This is a genomic window from Pseudomonas sp. BRG-100 (assembly GCF_000737955.1).
Taxonomy (GTDB): Bacteria; Pseudomonadota; Gammaproteobacteria; order Pseudomonadales; family Pseudomonadaceae; genus Aquipseudomonas; species Aquipseudomonas synxantha_A.
The window spans coordinates 2,215,079-2,232,544 of the sequence record NZ_JPRX01000001.1 but is presented as its reverse complement, the minus strand read 5'-3'; the positions used below and the strand labels follow the sequence as shown (position 1 = coordinate 2,232,544).

The window sequence follows — 17,466 nt, the reverse complement described above, 5'->3', positions numbered from 1 at the left end:
TAGAGTTTGCCGCACTTTTTTACCCACGCGTTGCCTAGGGTCCCTTTCCCATGTTCAAGAAACTGCGTGGCATGTTTTCCAGCGATCTTTCCATTGACCTGGGCACTGCCAACACCCTTATTTACGTGCGCGAGCGCGGTATCGTTCTGAATGAGCCATCGGTTGTGGCCATTCGGACCCATGGTAATCAGAAAAGTGTCGTTGCCGTTGGCACCGAGGCCAAGCGTATGCTCGGCCGTACACCAGGCAACATTGCTGCCATTCGTCCGATGAAGGATGGCGTGATCGCCGATTTCAGCGTCTGCGAGAAGATGCTGCAGTACTTCATCAACAAGGTTCACGAAAACAGTTTTCTGCAGCCCAGCCCTCGTGTGCTGATCTGCGTTCCGTGCAAGTCCACCCAGGTTGAGCGTCGTGCCATCCGTGAATCGGCCCTTGGCGCCGGTGCCCGCGAAGTGTTCCTGATCGAAGAGCCGATGGCGGCTGCGATCGGTGCCGGCCTGCCGGTTGAAGAAGCCCGCGGCTCGATGGTGGTGGATATCGGTGGTGGTACGACCGAAATCGCCCTGATTTCCCTGAACGGTGTGGTGTATGCCGAATCCGTGCGTGTGGGTGGCGACCGTTTCGACGAAGCGATCATCACCTATGTGCGTCGCAACTACGGCAGCCTGATCGGTGAATCCACCGCCGAGCGCATCAAGCAGGAAATCGGCACCGCATACCCGGGCGGCGAAGTTCGCGAAGTCGATGTTCGCGGTCGCAACCTGGCCGAAGGCGTTCCACGTGCCTTCACCCTGAACTCCAATGAAGTGCTGGAAGCTCTGCAAGAGTCCCTGGCCACCATCGTTCAGGCCGTGAAGAGTGCCCTGGAGCAGTCGCCGCCGGAGCTGGCTTCCGATATCGCCGAGCGTGGCCTTGTGCTGACCGGTGGTGGCGCCTTGCTGCGCGACCTCGACAAGCTGCTGGCACAGGAAACCGGTCTGCCGGTGATCGTTGCCGAAGACCCGCTGACCTGCGTTGCTCGTGGTGGTGGTCGTGCGCTGGAAATGATGGATAAACACACCATGGACCTGCTCTCCAGCGAATAAGATTGCCTGGATGGTTCATGCTTGGTCGGCAGGCAGCACTTTGCAGTGCTGCCTGTTGGCGTTTATCTTCTTCAATCTGCATCCAGGCCGGTTTGATGCCGTATGAATAAAGAGAACATTTGCCTGGGAGGAGCGGCTTATTAAACCGCTTTTCGCCAAAGGCCCCTCATTGGGCGTGCGCTTATTGGTGCTGACCGTGCTTTCGGTCGCGCTGATGGTGGTCGATGCCCGCTTTGCACTGCTCAAGCCCGTGCGTAGCCAGATGTCGCTGGTGTTGATGCAGACCTACTGGATCACCGACCTGCCACAACGTCTCTACCAGGGCGTGGCCAGCCAATTTGGCAGCCGCACCGAGCTGATCGCCGAGAACGAAAAACTCAAGACTGAAAACCTGCTGTTGCAGGGGCGCATGCAAAAGCTGGCGGCCCTCACCGAGCAGAACGTTCGTCTGCGCGAGTTGCTCAATTCTTCCGCGTTGGTCAATGAAAAGGTTGAAGTCGCCGAGCTGATCGGCATGGATCCGAACCCGTTCACTCATCGCATCATCATCAATAAGGGTGAGCGCGACGGTGTGGTCCTCGGCCAGCCGGTGCTCGATGCCCGTGGCCTGATGGGCCAGGTGGTGGAGTTGATGCCCTACACCTCGCGCGTCCTGCTGCTGACGGACACGACCCACAGCATTCCGGTTCAGGTCAACCGCAACGGCTTGCGCGCGATTGCCAGCGGTACCGGCAACCCCGAACGCCTCGAACTGCGCCATGTTGCCGACACTGCGGATATCAAGGAAGGCGACCTGCTGGTCAGCTCCGGCCTGGGCCAGCGCTTCCCGGCCGGCTACCCGGTGGCGACGGTCAAGGAAGTGATCCACGATTCTGGCCAACCATTCGCAATCGTTCGGGCCGTGCCGACGGCTGCCCTTAACCGTAGCCGTTACCTGCTGCTGGTGTTCAGCGATAACCGCACCCCGGAGGAGCGCGCCAACGACGCCGCCCAGGCCCAGGAAGCGGAAGACAAGCAGAACGGCACCGCGCCGGTCGTCCCCGCCATTGTGCCCAAACCGGCCTTCGTCGGGCCACCAGCGCCTGCGGCTGCGCCGGCCGTTCCGGCAACCGCAGCGCCTGTCGCCACACCAGCCAAGCCTGCTGCACAGGGTGCTCGCCCGGCTAAACCGGCGGCGACCACCGCGCCCGCGAGGCCTGCGACAACCGCTCCGGTCACCACACGGCAGAGGGAGGAATAATGGCCGGTACTCATTCGCGCAATGGCTGGATCGTCTGGCTGACTTTCGCCATTGGCTTGCTGCTCAGCGTTTCGCCGCTGCCGCAATTCATGGAAATCCTGCGCCCGCTCTGGCTGGCCTTGCTGCTGGCGTTCTGGTCTTTGAACCTGCCGCACAAGGTGGGCATGGTCACGGCGATGTGCCTGGGCTTGGCGGAGGATGTGCTCTATGGCACCTTGCTGGGCCAGAATGCGTTGATCCTGACCCTGATCACTTTCCTGGTGCTGTCGTTGCAACAGCGCCTGCGCATGTTCCCTATGTGGCAGCAGTGCCTGGTGATCCTGGTGATTTTCGGTCTGGCGCAGTTGGTGCAATTGTGGCTGAGCGCATTGACCGGCAACCGTCAGCCCACCCTGGCGCTGGTCTTGCCGGCCCTGGTCAGTGCACTGCTGTGGCCCTGGATCAGTTTTGGCCTGCGTGGGCTGCGTCGCCGCTATAAAATCAATTGAATGGTTGCGAGGCTCTGCCTGGTTATCGAACCCAACAGGGAGAGGCTGCAATGATTTCGCTTTATCTGGCCTCGGGCTCCCCGCGGCGACGTGAGCTGCTGACCCAGATCGGTGTGCCTTTCACCGTAGTCAGCGCCGCTATTGATGAAACCCCTCATGCCAACGAACCCGCCGTTGCCTATGTCGAGCGCCTTGCGCGCGGCAAGGCAACGGCGGGTTTTGTTGCGCTTGGCCAAACCTCGGGCACCTGCGTATTGGGCGCCGATACGGCGGTGATTATTGACGGCCAGATCCTGGGCAAACCCGTGGACCAGGCCGACGCGCTGGCAATGCTGATGGCCCTTTCGGGCCGCGAGCATGAAGTGCTCACCGCGATTGCCCTCACCGACGGCCAGCGCTGCGAAACTCGATATGTAAGCAGTCTTGTACGTTTTCGCCAGCTTTCTGTCGAAGAGGCTACAACCTACTGGCACAGTGGCGAACCCCAGGACAAGGCCGGCGGCTATGCTATCCAAGGCCTGGGTTCGGTGTTCGTTGCCGGCCTCAATGGCAGTTATTCTGCGGTGGTTGGCCTGCCCGTGTGCGAAACCGCGCAACTGCTCGCCCAATTCGGCATACCCTGTTGGCAAAACCTTACCGTGCGCTGAACGCCGTATTCCAGCGCCAAGCCTTGAGCGATCGGTCACTATTGTGAAAACGCCTGAACGAGACCCAGCCATGAGTGAAGAGATTCTGATCAATATCACGCCGATGGAATCGCGCGTGGCGGTGGTAGAGAACGGTGTTCTGCAAGAAGTGCATGTCGAACGCACCCAGAAGCGCGGGATCGTCGGCAATATCTACAAAGGCAAGGTGGTGCGCGTATTGCCGGGCATGCAGGCGGCATTCGTCGACATCGGCCTGGACCGCGCTGCGTTTATCCATGCCTCGGAAATTTCCCTGCGCGAAGGCCCTGCGGTGGAAAGCATCAGCGCCCTTGTGCATGAAGGGCAGAGTCTGGTGGTGCAAGTCACCAAGGACCCTATCGGCTCCAAGGGCGCACGCTTGACCACCCAGTTGTCGATTCCCTCGCGCTACCTGGTGTACATGCCGCGCACTGCCCATGTCGGCATTTCCCTGAAGATCGAAGACGAAGCCGAGCGTGAACGCCTGAAAAAGGTGGTCAGCGACTGCGTGGCTGCCGAGGGCATCAAGGAAGCGGGCGGGTTTATCCTGCGTACCGCCGCCGAAGGCGCCGGCGCTGATGAGATCCTTATGGATATCCGCTACCTGCGGCGGTTGTGGGATCAGATCGACGCACAGATCAAGACCATTGGCGCGCCCAGCGTCATCTATGAAGACCTGGGCCTGGCGCTGCGTACACTGCGTGACCTGGTCAGCCCGAAAATTGAGAAAATCCGTATCGACTCGCGGGAAACCTTCCAGCGCACCACGCAATTTGTTGCCGAGCTCATGCCGGAAATTGCCGACCGCCTGGAGCACTACCCCGGCGAGCGGCCGATCTTCGACCTGTATGGCGTTGAAGACGAAATCCAGAAAGCCCTGGAGCGCAAGGTGCCGCTCAAATCCGGCGGCTACCTGGTGGTGGATCCGGCCGAAGCCATGACCACCATTGACGTTAACACTGGCGCATTCGTGGGCCATCGCAACCTCGAAGAGACCATCTTCAAGACCAACCTGGAAGCCGCCACGGCGATCGCTCGCCAACTGCGCCTGCGCAACCTCGGTGGCATCATCATCATCGACTTCATCGACATGGAAGATGAGGAGCACCAGCGCCAGGTATTGCGCACCCTCGAAAAGCAGCTGGAGCGCGATCACGCCAAGACCAACATCATCGGCATCACCGAGCTGGGCCTGGTGCAGATGACCCGCAAGCGCACCCGCGAAAGCCTGGAGCAGGTGCTGTGCGAGCCGTGCAGCAGTTGCCAGGGGCGGGGTAAATTGAAAACCCCGGAAACCGTTTGCTACGAAATTTTCCGCGAAATCCTGCGTGAGGCACGTGCCTATCAGGCCGAGGGTTATAGAGTGCTTGCCAACCAGAAAGTGGTCGATCGCCTGCTGGACGAAGAGTCGGGGAACGTCGCGGAGCTGGAGAGCTTTATCGGTCGCACGATTCGCTTCCAGGTCGAAACCATGTATTCCCAGGAACAATACGACGTGGTGCTGCTCTGATCCCCAATTGCTTGCCTTATTCGAGACCGGCGGACCTTGATCTGCCGTCCGCCAACTGTTTTTTGAGGGTCGCCTGACATGGAGCGTCTGATACGCTTTTTTGCCGCTTTGACCCGCTGGGGCTTGGGCCTGTGTGCGTTGCTGCTGGTATTGGCGGCGGTGTACGTAAGCCTGGGGCGTGAATTGACCCCATTGGTCGCCGAATATCGCGCCGAAATCGAAGCCAAGGCCCAGGCTGCAGTGGATACACCGCTGCATATCGGCAGCCTTGAAGGCCGCTGGAGCGGGTTTGCTCCGGTATTGCTGGCTCACGATGTGATGGTCGGCGAGGGCAGCAGTGCCTTGCGCCTGGACCAGGTGGAAGTGGTACCGGATATGTGGGCCAGCCTGTTGGCCCGTGAAGTGCGCATCGCCCACCTTCAAGTCAGCGGCCTGCAATTGAGCGTCAAGGAAGACAAGGACGGCCGCTGGACGCTGCAAGGCTTGCCGGTTCAGGACGACCAGCCGCTGGACCCGCAACAGTTGCTGACGCGCATGCAAATGGTCAAGCGCGTGTCGGTGCTGGACAGTCAGGTTACCTTGCAGCCCTTCGATCAGGCGCCGGTGACCGTGACCTATGTAGGCCTGAGCCTGCATACCGGCATGAGCCATCAGCGTCTGGATGCACGGCTGACCTTGCCTGATGGCCAGCCGCTTGCTGTCAGCCTGCGTAGCCGTATTCGCGCCAGCCAGTGGAAGGACGCAGAGATCGACGCCTACCTGAGCCTGCCGCAAAGCGACTGGGCCAAATGGATTCCCGCCCGGCTAACCCAGCAATGGAAACTCACGCGGTTCAAAGCCGGCGGTGAGTTTTGGCTCAGTTGGGCCAAAGGCACCGTGCAAAGCGCTGCTGTTCGCCTCAACTCGCCGCAAGTGAAGGGCAGCTACGCCGACCGCAAGCCCGTGCATCTGGAGAATCTGGCGCTGACGGCCTACCTGCAACGCAGTGATAGTGGCCTTGAAGTGCTGTTCGATTCGCTGGCAATGAACATTGGCGACACCCGCTGGGAGTCGCGCATTCAATTGCAGCAAAACCTGGCGACCGATAAAGAACAGGAAGTGTGGAAGTTGCAGGCCGATCGTCTTGACCTGACGCCGATCACGCCGCTGCTCAATGCCTTGGCGCCGTTGCCCGAAGGTTTCGCCAAGACCGTCGAGCATCTCAAGGCCACTGGCCTGTTGCGTAATGTGCTGGTGGATTTCCGCCCTCAGGACGCCACCGACCAGAAAGTCAGCTTTGCCGCGAACCTTGAGCGCGTCGGTTTCGACGCGTATTTCGGTGCGCCGGCCGCGCGTAATGTGTCCGGCAGCATCAGTGGCGACCTGGGCCATGGCGAACTGCGCATGGACAGCAAGGATTTTTCCCTGCATCTGTTCCCCATCTTCGCCAAGCCCTGGCAGTACATCCAGGCCAATGCACGCCTGACCTGGAAACTCGACAAACAGGGTTTCACCCTGATCGCTCCGTACATCAAGGTGCTGGGCGAAGAGGGTAAGGTCGCGGCGGACTTTCTTATTCGCCTGCATTTCGATCATAGCCAGGAAGACTACATGGACCTGCGGGTCGGCATGGTCGATGGCGATGGCCGTTTTACCCCCAAATACTTGCCGGCCGTGTTGAGCCCGGCGCTTGATGAATGGCTGCGTACCGCGATTCTCAAAGGGGCAGTGGATGAAGGCTTTTTCCAGTACCAGGGTTCGTTGAGCCACAACGCCCTGCCGGCGTCGCGCAATATCAGCCTGTTCTTCAAGGTGCATGACGCCGAACTGGCCTTCCAGCCGGGTTGGCCCCATGTGAACAAGGTTAATGGTGAAGTGTTCGTCGAGGAAAGCGGCGTGCGCATCCTGGCGAGCAAGGGGCAGTTGCTCGACACCCGGGTCAAGGATGTGTACGTCAATATTCCTCACGCACCGGCCGGCAAGGACAGTCATCTGTTGCTCACCGGCGGGTTTTCCGGTGGCTTGGGTGATGGTCTGAAAATTCTTCAGGAAGCGCCCATCGGTACCGCGTCCACGTTCGCCGGCTGGAAAGGCGAGGGTGACCTGCAAGGTAGCCTGGACCTCGACGTTCCCCTGGCCAAGGGCACCGAGCCCAAGATCGTGGTGGACTTCAAGACCGACAAGGCACGCCTGCAATTGGCTGAACCGCCCTTGGACCTCACCCAGCTCAAGGGTGATTTTCGCTTCGATAGCGCCAAGGGCCTGAGCGGTCAGAACATCTCGGCCCAGGCATTCGAGCAACCTATCACTGCGCAGATCTTCGCCGAGGGCAAGCCGGGCAATATCAGCACTCGCGTGACTGCCAAGGGCCAGGTGGCGGTCAAGCGCCTGACGGATTGGCTGAACGTCAGTCAGCCGTTGCCGGTATCCGGCGATATTCCTTACCAGTTGCAGGTTATTCTGGACGGTGCGGACAGTCAGTTGATGGTCAACTCCAACCTCAAGGGTGTTGCGGTGGATCTACCGGCGCCGTTCGGCATGCCGGCCAGCCAGGGACGTGACAGCACCTTTCGCATGACGTTGCAGGGCGCTGAGCGACGTTACTGGTTTGATTACGGCGAGCTGGCGAATTTCACCTTTGCGGCACCGCCGGACAACTTCAATAACGGCCGTGGCGAATTGTTCCTGGGTGACGGTGACGCGCTGTTGCCCGGGGCCAAGGGCTTGCGCATTCGTGGCGTGCTGTCGGAACTGGATATCGATCCCTGGAAAAAGCTCGTGGACCGCTACGCGGGTAACGACCCAGGTGGCAATGCCAAGCAACTGCTCAGTGGCGCCGACTTCAGGGTAGGCAAGCTGACCGGATTTGGTACCCAGTTTGACCAGGTCAAGTTGCAGCTTGATCGCAAGCCGGCTGCCTGGGGCCTGCAGCTCGACAGCCAGCAAGCCAACGGCACGGTGAACCTGCCCGATGCCAAGGGCGCGCCGATTGCGATCAACCTCAAGTACGTCAAATTGCCCGCAGTGGACCCGACAGCCCAGGCCGACGAAAACGCACCGGACCCGCTGGCCGATATCGACCCCAAAAGCATCCCGGCACTGGACATCGCCATTGACCAGCTGTTCCAGGGCCCCGATCTGATAGGGGCATGGTCCCTGCGGATTCGTCCGACCGCCAAGGGCCTGGCCTTCAATAACCTGGACCTGGGCCTCAAGGGGATGCTGCTCAAGGGCGCCGGTGGCTGGGAAGGCGCGCCGGGAGCCAGCAGCAGTTGGTACAAGGGCCGCCTCGATGGCAGAAATATCGCCGATGTGCTCAAGGGCTGGGGTTTTGCGCCTACGGTGACCAGTGAGGATTTCCATCTGGACGTGGATGGCCGTTGGCCGGGCTCGCCGGCCTGGGTTGGGCCAAAGCGCTTTTCCGGCAGCCTGGATGCGGCATTCCGTAAAGGTCAGTTCGTTGAAGTGGAAGGGGGCGCCCAGGCATTGCGGGTGTTTGGCCTGCTTAACTTCAACTCCATTGGCCGGCGTTTGCGTTTGGACTTTTCCGACCTGTTTGGCAAAGGCTTGAGCTATGACCGAGTCAAGGGCTTGCTGGCTGCCAGTAATGGTGTGTTCGTGACCCGTGAGCCCGTCACCATGACCGGGCCCTCGACCAATCTTGAGCTTAACGGCACCCTGGATCTGGTCGCCGATCGCGTCGACGCCAAGCTGCTGGTCACGTTGCCGGTGACCAACAACCTGCCCATCGCGGCGCTGATTGTCGGTGCGCCTGCCATTGGTGGTGCGTTGTTCCTGATCGACAAGCTGATCGGTGATCGGGTTTCGCGCTTTGCCAGTGTGCAGTACAAGGTGCAAGGCCCTTGGAAGGATCCGAAAATCACCTTCGACAAGCCATTTGAAAAGCCAAACTGAGAGCCTGTGGAGTAGCATGGCCCCATGCCCTGTCTGGAGTGTCGGCCCATGTCCTTTGCAGTAATCCAAATGGTCAGCCAGAGCGACGTGCTGGCCAACCTCGCCCAGGCACGCCGCCTGCTGGAGCAGGCGGCGGCAAACGGCGCGAAACTCGCGGTTTTGCCGGAGAACTTCGCCGCCATGGGACGCCGTGACGTGGCCGACATTGGCCGCGCCGAAGCATTCGGTGAAGGCCCGATCCTGCCATGGTTGAAACAGGCTGCCCGCGACCTCACCTTATGGATAGTGGCCGGCACGTTGCCGCTGCCGCCCAGGGACCATCCCCACGCCAAGGCCAACGCTTGCTCGCTGCTGATCAATGATCAGGGTGAAATCGTCGCTCGCTATGACAAGCTCCACTTGTTTGATGTGGACGTAGCGGATGCTCGCGGTCGCTACCGCGAATCCGACGACTATGCTTTTGGAAGCAATGTAGTGGTGGCGGATACGCCAGTGGGCCGCGTGGGGCTGACGGTGTGCTATGACTTGCGCTTTCCCGAGCTGTACAGCGAATTACGCGCTGCGGGGGCTGAATTGATTACCGCGCCCTCGGCCTTTACGGCGGTGACTGGGGCCGCCCATTGGGATGTGCTGATTCGGGCGCGGGCCATTGAAACCCAGTGCTACCTGCTGGCAGCGGCTCAAGGCGGTGTGCACCCAGGCCCACGGGAAACCTTTGGCCACGCGGCAATCATCGACCCTTGGGGGCGGGTGCTGGCGCAACAGGATCAAGGCGAAGCGGTGCTACTGGCCGAACGCGATAGCGGTGAACAAGCGTCGATACGGACGCGCATGCCGGTGGCGAACCACCGGCGCTTTTTCTCGCAGGGCGCGCAGCGGCCTGCTTCAGAACGATGAATTTAAGGCCAAACCTATGAGCGAGTTGTTGTCCTCAGTCAGTGAACACCTCCTGGCACCCGGTGGCGTGACCATCGAAAGTTTGCAAACCGTGCTGGGCGATCTCGCCGGGCCAGGCATTGACGCGGCTGACCTGTATTTCCAGGGGCAGATTTCCGAGTCCTGGGCCCTGGAAGACGGCATCGTCAAGGAAGGCAGTTTCAACCTCGACCAGGGAGTGGGCGTGCGTGCCCAGTCTGGTGAAAAAACGGGTTTTGCCTACAGCAATGCGATCACCCTGGAGGCGCTGGGCCTGGCAGCACGTGCTGCGCGCTCGATCTCCCGCGCTGGACAAAATGGCACGGTGCAGGCGTTCAGCACCCAGGACGTGGCTCAGTTGTATGCGCCGGATAACCCCCTGGAAGTGATCAGCCGTGCGGAAAAAGTCGAGCTGCTGAAACGTATCGACGCCGCTACTCGTGCCTTGGATCCCCGTATCCAGCAGGTTACCGTAAGCATGGCCGGTGTGTGGGAGCGCATCCTCGTTGCCTCCACCGACGGCGGCTTGGCGGCGGATGTGCGGCCGCTGGTGCGTTTCAATGTGAGTGTGATCGTCGAGCAGAACGGTCGTCGCGAACGCGGTGGCCATGGCGGCGGCGGGCGTACCGACTACCGCTATTTCCTCACCGATGACCGTGCCATGGGTTATGCCCGTGAAGCGCTGCGCCAGGCGCTGGTCAACCTCGAAGCCATCCCTGCACCGGCGGGTACCTTGCCGGTGGTGCTGGGCTCGGGTTGGTCCGGGGTGCTGTTGCACGAAGCGGTCGGTCATGGCCTGGAAGGCGACTTCAACCGCAAGGGCAGTTCGGCCTACAGCGGGCGAATGGGTGAGATGGTTGCGTCCAAGCTGTGCACCATCGTGGACGACGGCACGCTGGCCGGGCGCCGTGGTTCGCTGAGCGTCGATGACGAAGGCACGCCGACCGAATGCACCACCCTGATCGAAAACGGCGTGCTCAAGGGCTATATGCAAGACAAGCTCAACGCTCGCCTGATGGGCGTGGCGCGCACCGGTAACGGCCGTCGTGAGTCCTACGCGCATTTGCCGATGCCACGCATGACCAATACCTACATGCTCGGTGGCGAAAGCGATCCGGCGGAAATCATCGCCTCGGTGAAACGCGGTATCTATTGCGCCAATCTGGGCGGTGGCCAGGTCGACATCACCAGCGGCAAGTTCGTGTTCTCCACCAGCGAGGCGTACCTGATCGAAGACGGCAAGATTACCGCGCCGGTCAAAGGGGCCACCTTGATTGGTAACGGGCCGGAGGCCATGAGCAAGGTGTCGATGGTCGGTAACGACCTGTCGCTGGACAGCGGCGTGGGCACATGCGGGAAGGATGGGCAGTCAGTGCCGGTAGGCGTGGGGCAGCCAACCCTGAAAATTGATGCGATCACCGTGGGTGGCACGGGGTCGTAAGGACGGAGCTTCGGGTGGCGAAGGCCGCCACCCGTGGAAGAGGATCAGCGCAGGCCGCGTTGAGTCTCGTCCAGCTCACGGATGTACTTGAAGATTTTACGGCTGGTGGCCGGCGCTTTGTTGTGCGCCTGCTCGTGCTGGGCCTGACGGATCAGGGAGCGCAATTGCTGGCGGTCCGCATCCGGGTAGTCCATCACGAATTTCTCCAGCACGGCGTCATCGCCCGCGATCAGGCGGTCACGCCAACGTTCCAGGTTATGGAAGCGTTCGTTGTACTGGCGAGTGGAGGCATCGGTTTGATCAAGCAAGGTCAGAATGGCGTCAATGTCCTGATCGCGCATCAATTTGCCGATAAACGAGATGTGCCGTTTGCGCGCGATATTCGCGGTGTGCTTGGGCGCATCAGCCAGGGCCCGGCGCATTTCGTCGGTCAATGGCAGTTTGGCAATCAAATCTTTTTTGAGCGTTGTAAGGCGCTCGCCGAGGTCAACCAGAGCATGCAGCTCGCGTTTGACCTGGGTTTTGCTTTTCTCCCCATCGAGGGAGTCGTCGTAAGAATCAACCATGGTGGCAGTCCGCAAAGAAACGCCGCCATGATAACCAGTCGGGGGCCGCTTGTCCGGCCCGGTCGCTCGATGGCCTTAACCGAAAGCAGAATTTGAGTGGAGAAAACCATGAGTGCAGCCCAAAGCGTCGGTCCGCAAGCGTTACCGGCACTGCAGGAACAAGTCGAGCAGATCCTCGCCGAGGCCAAGCGCCAGGGGGCCAGCGCCTGTGAAGTGGCGGTGTCGCTGGAGCAGGGGCTGTCGACTTCGGTGCGCCAGCGGGAAGTGGAAACGGTCGAGTTCAACCGCGACCAGGGGTTCGGCATCACCTTGTACGCAGGCCAGCGCAAAGGCTCGGCCAGCACCTCGGCCAGCGGCCCGGAAGCGATTCGCGAGACCGTCGCCGCTGCGTTGGCGATTGCCAAGCACACCTCCGAGGATGAAAGCTCGGGGCTGGCCGACAAGGCGCTGATGGCCAGGGATGTGCAGGATTTCGACCTGTTCCACGCCTGGGACATCACCCCGGAGCAAGCCATTGAACAAGCGCTGATCTGCGAAGCGGCGGCTTTCGATACCGACCCTCGGATCAAGAATGCTGATGGCACCACGCTGAGCACTCACCAGGGCTGCCGTGTGTACGGCAACAGCCATGGTTTTATCGGCGGTTATGCGTCCACACGTCACAGCCTCAGTTGCGTGATGATCGCCGAAGCCAACGGCCAGATGCAGCGTGACTACTGGTACGACGTGAACCGCCAGGGTGATTTGTTGGCAGACCCCGTCAGCATTGGCCAACGGGCTGCACAGCGTGCCGCCAGTCGCCTGGGCGCGCGCCCGGTGCCGACGTGCGAAGTGCCGGTGCTGTTTTCTGCGGAACTGGCCGGTGGTTTGTTCGGTAGCTTCCTGGGGGCGATTTCCGGTGGCAACCTCTATCGAAAATCGTCATTCCTTGAAGGCGCAATCGGCCAAAAGCTGTTTCCTGAGTGGTTGACCATCGATGAGCGCCCGCATTTGATGCGTGCGATGGGCAGTTCGTCGTTCGACGGTGATGGCCTGGCGACCTATGCCAAGCCGTTTGTCGAAAATGGTGAGCTGGTCTCGTATGTGTTGGGTACCTATGCCGGTCGCAAGCTTGGCCTGCCGAGTACCGCCAACTCCGGTGGCGTGCATAACCTGTTCGTGACCCATGGTGACGAAGACCAGGCTGCATTGCTGCGACGCATGGGGCGTGGCTTGCTGGTGACTGAGTTGATGGGCCAGGGCCTGAATATGGTCACCGGTGATTACTCCCGGGGCGCGGCAGGTTTCTGGGTGGAAAATGGCGAAATTCAATTCGCCGTCCAGGAAGTGACGATCGCCGGCAACATGCGCGATATGTTCAAGCAAATTGTCGCTGTGGGTAATGATCTGGAGTTGCGCAGCAATATCCGCACGGGGTCTGTGCTGATCGAGCGGATGACGGTCGCCGGTAGCTAACCTCTCCGGTACTCAAGGAAAGGCGCGCCATCCCAAGGATGGCGCGCCTTTTTTATTGCCCATGTCACAGAGGTATTAATCGGGCACTCTTGTTTTGATTCTCAATATCATTTAATAATAAATATCATTACCGAATGAGTGTGGATCATGAGTTCTGTCCTGCATGAGGATCCGTATCTGGAAAGCTGGCGCTGGATGAGCCGCCAGATTCGCTGTGGCCTCGATCCCAATGAACCTCGCCTGATCGAACATTACCTCAATGAAGGTCGATACCTGGCCTGTTGCACCGCGACCCATCCGTGGACGATCGCCGAAACTTCATTCCGCCTGCTGATCGACACCGCCAGCGATATCGCGCTGCCCTGGCATTGGCGTTCGATGTGCCTGGACCAAGCGTGGCGCCCGCTGCGCGACCTGGAAAAACTCTCCCAGTGTGCCTGCCGCCTCAAGCGCTGGCAGACCTTTGCCTGGCAGTTGGCGACCTGTGAATTACTGCCTTCGATTTCCGTTTCTGACTTGGTGCAAGGATCTAATGATGAGTAATACCCGTATCGAACGCGACAGCATGGGCGAACTGCATGTGCCGCAAGACGCGTTGTATGGCGCGCAAACCCAGCGAGCGGTGAACAACTTCCCGATCAGCCATCAGCGTATGCCGGCGCAATTCATCCGCGCCCTGATCCTGGCCAAGACAGCCGCGGCCAAGGTCAACGTCGACCTCAAGCAGATCAGCGAAGGGCAGGGCAAGGCCATTGTCGATGCCGCCCAAGGCTTGCTCGAAGGTGACTACATGCAGCACTTCCCGGTGGATATCTTCCAGACCGGTTCCGGCACCAGCTCCAACATGAACGCCAATGAAGTGATTGCGACCCTTGCCAGCCGTTTGCTCGGTGAGGTGGTCAACCCTAACGATCACGTCAACTGTGGCCAAAGCAGCAATGACATTATCCCCACCACCATTCACGTCAGCGCCGCCTTGGTACTGCATGAGCAAACGCTGCCAGCCCTGCTGCACCTGGTGCAGGTGATCGAGCAGAAGGCTGAAGAGGTGCATCCGTTCATCAAGACCGGCCGTACCCACTTGATGGACGCCATGCCGGTGCGCATGAGCCAGGTGCTCCATGGCTGGGCGCAGCAGCTCAAGGCCAATATCGGGCACTTGCAGGACCTGCTTCCGGCCTTGCAGGCACTGGCCCAGGGCGGCACAGCGGTGGGCACCGGGATCAACGCGCATCCTGAATTTGCCGGGCGTTTCAGTCAGCAACTGAGCCATTTGACCGGGGTGAAGTTCACGCCCGGCAAGGACCTTTTTGCATTGATTGGCTCCCAGGACACTGCCGTCGCAGTCTCAGGCCAGTTGAAGGCCACAGCTGTATCACTGATGAAGATTGCCAACGACCTGCGCTGGATGAACTCCGGCCCCTTGGCCGGCCTCGGTGAAATCGAGCTGGAGGGCTTGCAGCCGGGCTCGTCGATCATGCCCGGCAAAGTCAACCCTGTGATCCCGGAAGCCACGGCGATGGTCGCTGCGCAGGTCATCGGCAATGACACCGTCATCACGGTTGCGGGTCAATCGGGCAACTTCGAGCTGAACGTGATGTTGCCGATCGTCGCCCAAAACCTGCTCAGCAGCCTTGAGTTGCTGGCCAACTCCAGTCGTTTGCTGGCGGACAAGGCCATTGCCAGCTTCAAGGTCAACGAAGCCAAGCTCAAAGAAGCACTGTCGCGCAACCCGATCCTGGTCACCGCCCTTAACCCGATCATTGGTTACCAGAAGGCCGCTGAAATTGCCAAGAAAGCTTACCAGCAAGGCCGCCCGGTCATCGATGTTGCCCTTGAGCACACCGACCTGCCGCGCAGCCAACTGGAAGTCCTGCTGGACCCGGAAAAGCTCACGGCTGGCGGCGTGTAATTAACCACCCTGCTTTGGAGGCTCACCATGGAGCACTGGAAACGTACGATCGAACGGGCCAATCGCTGCTTTATGGCGGGCGAGCTGGTGGATGCCCGCGAGGCCTATCTGCAAGCCCTGGCCCTGGCCCAAGTGTTGTTCGAACGCTGGGCGGATGCCGACGAAGCAGTGGCGGCCTGCGTCATTTCTCATCACAACCTGGCGGACCTGCACTTGCGCCTGAATCAACCTGAGGAAAGCGCGGAATACCTCTGCGCCATTCACCAGCGATTGTTGCAGACCATGCAGGACCCGCGCCTTAACCCGCAGTTGCGCGAGGCGGCGTTGCGCCAGAGCAGCAAGACCTACGTCGAGCTGTTGAATTTCATCAGCGATCACGGCGAGTACCCCCGCACCCACCGGTTGCTGGGCGATGCTGCGCCGCAGTCGACCTCGTCTCACTATGGAGCACATTGATATGACTTACACCCTGCCGGCCCTGCCTTACGCCTATGACGCCCTTGAGCCGCATATCGACGCGCAAACCATGGAGATTCACTACACCAAGCATCACCAGACTTACATCAATAATCTGAATGCTGCCGTGGAGGGCACGGAATTCGCCGGTTGGCCGGTGGAGAAGCTGGTGTCCAGCGTGCAGAAATTACCGGAGAAATTACGCGTTGCCGTGGTCAATCAAGGAGGCGGCCATGCAAACCATTCGTTGTTCTGGGCGGTCATGTCACCTACAGGGGGCGGTAAGCCCGAAGGCACGCTGGGCAAGGCTATCGATGAGCAATTGGGCGGTTTTGACAGTTTCAAGGAGGCATTCACCAAGGCTGCGCTGACCCGCTTCGGCAGTGGCTGGGCCTGGTTGAGTGTCACCCCGCAAAACACGCTGGTCGTGGAAAGCAGCGGCAACCAGGACAGCCCGCTGATGAGCGGCAACACGCCAATCCTCGGTCTGGACGTCTGGGAACATGCCTACTATTTGCGTTACCAGAACCGTCGCCCTGAATACATCAATGCGTTCTACAGCGTAATTAACTGGCCGGAAGTTGCTGCCCGCTACCAGGCCGCCTTGGCCTGACATTCACTCTAAAACAAGATCTAAGGGCGACTATGGGCACTGAAACACTGGCGATCAGCAGCGTGCGAATGTTCCGTTATGCGTTCGGTTCACTGCTGTTATTGGCAGGGACTGCGTTGCTGGTGGCCCATGGGCTGGCCTGGTTGGACCTTGAGCCGCGTATCCTGCGCGCGTTGCAGGGCGGCGCGATTTGCGCGCTCGGCACGGCGCTGGGCGCGGTGCCGGTCCTGGTGATACGGCGGATGCCGGTAGCGCTGAGCGACACCTTGCTGGGCTTCGGTGCAGGTGTGATGCTCGCAGCGACCGCTTTTTCCCTGGTCGTGCCGGGTATCGCCGCGGCTGAAGGCCTGGGCCTTTCGCCGTGGGGTGCGGGTGGGCTGATCAGCTTCGGCATCATGCTGGGCGCATTCGGGTTGTATCTGGTGGATCGCAAGGTCTCCGGCGCCAGCCCGGAGATGCTGGTGGGGACGCCGGATAAGCCGGTGATCCCGCCGCGCATCTGGCTGTTTGTGTTCGCCATCATTGCGCACAACATTCCCGAAGGCATGGCAGTGGGCGTCTCCGCGGGAGGAGGGATGGCGGATGCTGACAGTCTCGCCATGGGCATTGCCTTGCAGGATGTACCCGAGGGCTTGGTGATCGCGCTGGTATTGGCTGGGGCGGGGATGTCGCGGATCAAGGCGTTCCTGATCGGCGCCGCATCAGGATTGGTTGAACCGGTATTTGCGGTGCTCTGCGCCTGGCTGGTGAGCCTGGCTGAGGTGTTGCTGCCGTTGGGGCTGGCGCTGGCCGCCGGTGCGATGTTGTTGGTAGTGACCCATGAAGTCATCCCCGAATCGCGTCGCAACGGTCACGAAAAGCTCGCCAGCCTGGGGTTGTGTATCGGGTTTTGCCTGATGATGGTGATGGATACGGCGTTGGGCTGAAGCCAGCTCTCGTATCGGCGGTTATTCGCCTTCATCGAATTTGTTGTTGATCAGCTCAACCAACGCCGCCATCGCTTCCTGCTCTTGCTCGCCTGCAGTGTGCAGATGAATCGTGGTGCCCTTGCCGGCTGCCAGCATCATCATCGCCATGATGCTCTTGCCATCGACCATGGACTCCGGTGTGCGCCCGGCGCGGATCTGGCAGGGAAACTTTCCGGCCACGCCGACGAACTTTGCCGACGCCCGGGCGTGCAGGCCCAGCTTGTTGATGATTTCAATTTCCAGAGCGGGCATCGC

General features: G+C 60.4%; 16 protein-coding genes. 14 read left to right on the top strand and 2 right to left on the bottom strand.

The window, feature by feature from the left end:
* Window positions 1-50: 50 nt before the first annotated feature.
* The 8 genes from mreB (at window position 51) to tldD (ending at window position 11,241) form a co-directional block, all read left to right on the top strand.
* Window positions 51-1,088, top strand: coding sequence for a rod shape-determining protein MreB (mreB, locus tag JH25_RS17355; protein ID WP_002555108.1), 1,038 nt, complete (start codon window positions 51-53; stop codon window positions 1,086-1,088).
* Between the two features lie 139 nt (window positions 1,089-1,227).
* On the top strand, window positions 1,228-2,328 hold the full coding sequence (mreC, locus tag JH25_RS17360) for a rod shape-determining protein MreC (protein WP_081883294.1): 1,101 nt from the start codon (window positions 1,228-1,230) through the stop codon (window positions 2,326-2,328).
* A complete protein-coding gene (gene mreD, locus JH25_RS17365) occupies window positions 2,328-2,816 on the top strand; it encodes a rod shape-determining protein MreD (protein ID WP_003188558.1) in 489 nt (162 codons plus the stop codon). Before mreC ends, mreD begins: the two co-directional genes overlap by 1 nt.
* Before the next feature lie 50 nt (window positions 2,817-2,866).
* Complete coding sequence (locus JH25_RS17370; RefSeq protein WP_032877793.1) at window positions 2,867-3,463, top strand: Maf family protein; 597 nt, start codon at window positions 2,867-2,869, stop codon at window positions 3,461-3,463.
* Between the two features lie 70 nt (window positions 3,464-3,533).
* On the top strand, window positions 3,534-4,991 hold the full coding sequence (rng, locus tag JH25_RS17375; RefSeq protein WP_003188562.1) for a ribonuclease G: 1,458 nt from the start codon (window positions 3,534-3,536) through the stop codon (window positions 4,989-4,991).
* A gap of 78 nt (window positions 4,992-5,069) precedes the next feature.
* Window positions 5,070-8,885, top strand: coding sequence for a YhdP family protein (locus JH25_RS17380; RefSeq protein ID WP_032877792.1), 3,816 nt, complete (start codon window positions 5,070-5,072; stop codon window positions 8,883-8,885).
* A gap of 48 nt (window positions 8,886-8,933) precedes the next feature.
* Complete coding sequence (locus JH25_RS17385) at window positions 8,934-9,782, top strand: carbon-nitrogen hydrolase family protein (protein ID WP_032877791.1); 849 nt, start codon at window positions 8,934-8,936, stop codon at window positions 9,780-9,782.
* A gap of 16 nt (window positions 9,783-9,798) precedes the next feature.
* Window positions 9,799-11,241 carry a metalloprotease TldD gene (tldD, locus tag JH25_RS17390; protein ID WP_012722229.1) on the top strand — a complete coding sequence of 481 codons (1,443 nt, stop codon included), beginning with the start codon at window positions 9,799-9,801 and terminating at the stop codon, window positions 11,239-11,241.
* 44 nt (window positions 11,242-11,285) lie between these two features.
* Here the strand turns inward: tldD and yjgA are convergent, their stop codons facing one another.
* Window positions 11,286-11,807: a ribosome biogenesis factor YjgA gene (gene yjgA, locus JH25_RS17395; RefSeq protein ID WP_005784816.1), complete on the bottom strand. Its 522-nt coding sequence runs from the start codon at window positions 11,805-11,807 to the stop codon at window positions 11,286-11,288.
* Window positions 11,808-11,915: 108 nt separating this feature from the next.
* Here yjgA and pmbA point away from each other — a divergent pair, with 108 nt between their 5' ends.
* The 6 genes from pmbA (at window position 11,916) to JH25_RS17425 (ending at window position 17,169) form a co-directional block, all read left to right on the top strand.
* The gene (pmbA, locus tag JH25_RS17400; RefSeq protein ID WP_005784818.1) at window positions 11,916-13,262 is read left to right on the top strand and encodes a metalloprotease PmbA; all 1,347 of its coding nucleotides are present in this window, start codon (window positions 11,916-11,918) and stop codon (window positions 13,260-13,262) included.
* Between the two features lie 147 nt (window positions 13,263-13,409).
* Window positions 13,410-13,805 carry a hypothetical protein gene (locus tag JH25_RS17405; RefSeq protein WP_032877790.1) on the top strand — a complete coding sequence of 132 codons (396 nt, stop codon included), beginning with the start codon at window positions 13,410-13,412 and terminating at the stop codon, window positions 13,803-13,805.
* A complete protein-coding gene (locus JH25_RS17410) occupies window positions 13,798-15,174 on the top strand; it encodes a class II fumarate hydratase (RefSeq protein ID WP_032877789.1) in 1,377 nt (458 codons plus the stop codon). Before JH25_RS17405 ends, JH25_RS17410 begins: the two co-directional genes overlap by 8 nt.
* Before the next feature lie 27 nt (window positions 15,175-15,201).
* The gene (locus JH25_RS17415) at window positions 15,202-15,630 is read left to right on the top strand and encodes a hypothetical protein (RefSeq protein ID WP_005784824.1); all 429 of its coding nucleotides are present in this window, start codon (window positions 15,202-15,204) and stop codon (window positions 15,628-15,630) included.
* 1 nt (window position 15,631) lies between these two features.
* Complete coding sequence (locus JH25_RS17420) at window positions 15,632-16,243, top strand: superoxide dismutase (RefSeq protein WP_032877788.1); 612 nt, start codon at window positions 15,632-15,634, stop codon at window positions 16,241-16,243.
* Between the two features lie 32 nt (window positions 16,244-16,275).
* Window positions 16,276-17,169, top strand: a complete 894-nt coding sequence (locus JH25_RS17425) for a ZIP family metal transporter (RefSeq protein ID WP_005784830.1) — start codon at window positions 16,276-16,278, stop codon at window positions 17,167-17,169.
* 21 nt (window positions 17,170-17,190) lie between these two features.
* Here the strand turns inward: JH25_RS17425 and JH25_RS17430 are convergent, their stop codons facing one another.
* On the bottom strand, window positions 17,191-17,463 hold the full coding sequence (locus JH25_RS17430; protein ID WP_032877786.1) for an HPr family phosphocarrier protein: 273 nt from the start codon (window positions 17,461-17,463) through the stop codon (window positions 17,191-17,193).
* Window positions 17,464-17,466 lie beyond the last annotated feature (3 nt).